Consider the following 3,120-nt stretch of genomic DNA (forward strand, 5'->3'; position numbering starts at 1 on the left):
TGTCGGTATTGGCGCTCGCTTCAAATGTTTGAGAATCTGTAATTCTACATCCATTGCCCTCTCTACCTCACAGCTTCTAAATATTTCTTCTATTGTAGTTCAAATTTCGGAAAGTGACAGAAGAGGGTTATAGCCGTACAAAGTTAGATTAGGACAAAGTTTAGCTATCTGCTCGTAAGGATGAAGGATGCCCTAAAGGATACCGCTTCCGCCTTAGGACTCGCTACGCATCGCGCGACCGAAGGAAGTCCTTTAGGGCATAAAGGATGAGGAATTAATTTACACTCTCAAGCAGAATGTCCTAAGCTAAATCCGTAACGCTATATTTTTAGAGCATTCCCAATTGTTGTGATCTTGATTACATAAAGTAACCGTAACAGATCACACCTCAATCGTTCCCAGTGATTCATACTAGAAGGGTAGAGATAGAGCTACATAACAGGTATTTATTGTTTTACCTCCAGTGTCATGGCTGGGGGTATTTTACTATCTAAGAGTTTTCAGCCGTCAGCTTATAATGTTTTTTACCCATTTGCGAGAGACTTGGGAAAGATAAGGTAATCAGTAATCAGGATTGCCAAGAGCGCAAGTTTTTGATTTCCTCAGCGTCTGATACTTATCTTTCTCATTATGGGTAAAAATTGGTATGAGAAATTGATCGTACAAGATGCTGACTAATTTTGAGAAATCAGGAGCGACAATGGGAGGAATTATGTCAAAATGTAAAGCGTGATTATTACAACCCCTAACACTAAAGTTAATCAACCTACAGCGATCGCTCTTGGTAATTTTGATGGCATCCACCAAGGGCATCAAATCGTGCTGCAACCTATCATATCTCAAAAATCACCCCATCTTTATTCTTCTGTGGTCAGCTTCGATCCTCATCCACGACAATTTTTTACTGGACAGAAGCTATCTTTATTAACCCCCAAACAAGAAAAAGCTGATTATCTAGCTACTTTAGGTTTTCAACAATTAATTTTAATACCTTTCGATGAAACGCTAGCTGCTCTCAGTCCTCAAGACTTTGTAAATCAAATATTGGTAGAGCAGTTACAAACCAAAATAATCAGTATTGGAGAAGATTTTCGCTTTGGTTATCAAAGAAAAGGAACAGCCGAAGATTTAAAAAAAATTGCATCACAATTGGGAATTGAAGTTTATATTAATTCGCTTCACAAGTATCAATATACACAACAAACTTCAGTAAGGGTTAGTAGCTCTTTAATTCGTCAAGCTTTATTATCAGGAGAGCTTAAACAAGCGAATTTAATGTTAGGTAGGTCTTATACATTAATAGGTGAAGTAGTAAAAGGTAAACAAATCGGTAGAACTATTGGTTTTCCCACTGCTAATTTACAAGTACCACCAGATAAATTTTTACCTCGCTATGGTGTTTATGCAGTAAAAGTTAACTATGATAATACTACTGTTTTAGGAGTGATGAATATTGGTTGTCGCCCTACAGTTAAAGGAGAATTGCCCACTGTCGAAGTCCATTTACTAGACTGGTCAGGGGATTTATATAATAAGACGATAACTGTTAGTTTAGAAGCCTTTTTACGTCCAGAACAAAAGTTTAATTCTTTAGATGATTTGAAGCAACAAATTCAACAAGATTGTCAGGAAGCAAAAGCACTATTAAATAGAGAAGTTTCGGTGAAACGTCTGTACAATTAGTGATTTAGCTGTTGATTTTTCATTTTTTAGATGATGAACGATCAATGTTAATTGAATTGATTCATAAATTTGCGATCGATATAGTCTTTTAAATACCATAATAAAGAAGATTGCCAACAGGAATTACCCCAAGAAGCGATCGCTTTACGATCTCCTGTACCTATTAAAGCCAAATATTTTTCCTGGGGAAAATAAGCTTTTAAAGGTTGCTTGGTAATTATATTTAGCCAGTTCTCATATAGTGGTTTACCTTGACGCACTGCAAAAACTCCTGCTTTGGGACGAGGATTATTTTTAATAGTTGCAATATCTCCTGTTGCAAAAATATGAGGGTGAGAAATAGATTGTAGATTATTATTTACTAAAATAAAACCATGATTGTCTTGAGCTAAAGCAGAATTTTTAATCCACTGAGGAGAGTCTGCTTGAGTAACCCAAAAAGTATAGTTAGTATCAATAGTTTGATTGTTTTTAGCAACTACTCGATCTGGTTTTATTTCAGTCACCTCTGTATTAAAATAGAGACTAATTCCTTTTTTATGTAATATCTTAGTTAAAAGATCACCTACTTTTTGATTATGTCCAGATAGTAATCTCGATCCTCGATGAATCAATGATATTTCTATATTTTGAGTAAAATTATTACTGATTAATTGTTGCAAGCGAGAATGCATATTTAACGCTAACTCTACCCCTCCTGCACCTCCTCCTATAATGGCAATTTTTAAAGGCAATTCGGGATTATTTTTGAAAGTTTCTAATAACTGATACCAAGCATCAAGAAAGAGAGGAACAGGCTTGGCAGCGATCGCATATTCGGAAGCACCTGGTACAGTAGAAGTCTTGGGAGTACTGCCAATATCTAGAGATAAGTAATCAAAACTAATAGGATCGCTATGCTGACAAATTACTAAATTATTATCTAAATCTAGATCGATAGCTTTATCAACAATTAATTTTGCTCCTGCAATTTTAGCTAAATAAGGTAAATTAATATGGGTTTCTTTGTAGTTATAAAAACCTGCGATATGACCAGGCAACATACCAGAATAAGGAGTATTTTTAACATCACTAATTAAAGTTAATTTAACTCCAGATAAAAGGTTTTCACTCCATGATTTTAAAGCGATCGCATGAGAATGACCACCACCGATTAAAACTAATTTAATAGTTTGATTTGCTGACATAAATCTCTTTGTATTAAATATGAATATTCAGATAAATTAATTAGTTAAGGGTAGGGTAGGCATGGCTCACCCTACAATGTATCTATTACATTTTATTTTCTCAAAAAATGAATAACAACAACCAATATACAGCGGTTTGCATCTAAATGTGGGACAATCAAGCATTGTAAAAGTAGATCGTAAATGAAAGCTTATTCGGTGGATTTTCGAGAGAAGATAGTCAGCGCGATCGAGAAAGGTGATAGTTCAG

General features: G+C 35.1%; 2 protein-coding genes. One reads left to right on the top strand and one right to left on the bottom strand.

Going from position 1 to position 3,120, the window contains the following annotated elements:
* Positions 1-729: 729 nt before the first annotated feature.
* Positions 730-1,683 (top strand): bifunctional riboflavin kinase/FAD synthetase, encoded by a 954-nt coding sequence (locus H1P_RS32215; RefSeq protein WP_144875397.1) that lies wholly within the window; start codon positions 730-732, stop codon positions 1,681-1,683.
* Positions 1,684-1,730: 47 nt separating this feature from the next.
* Here H1P_RS32215 and H1P_RS32220 read toward each other — a convergent pair whose 3' ends face one another.
* Entirely contained in the window at positions 1,731-2,870 is a 1,140-nt protein-coding gene (locus H1P_RS32220; protein WP_144875399.1) for an FAD-dependent oxidoreductase, read from the bottom strand.
* Between the last annotated feature and the right edge of the window lie 250 nt (positions 2,871-3,120).

The sequence above is a fragment of the Hyella patelloides LEGE 07179 genome (assembly GCF_900659865.1).
Lineage (GTDB): Bacteria > Cyanobacteriota > Cyanobacteriia > Cyanobacteriales > Xenococcaceae > Hyella > Hyella patelloides.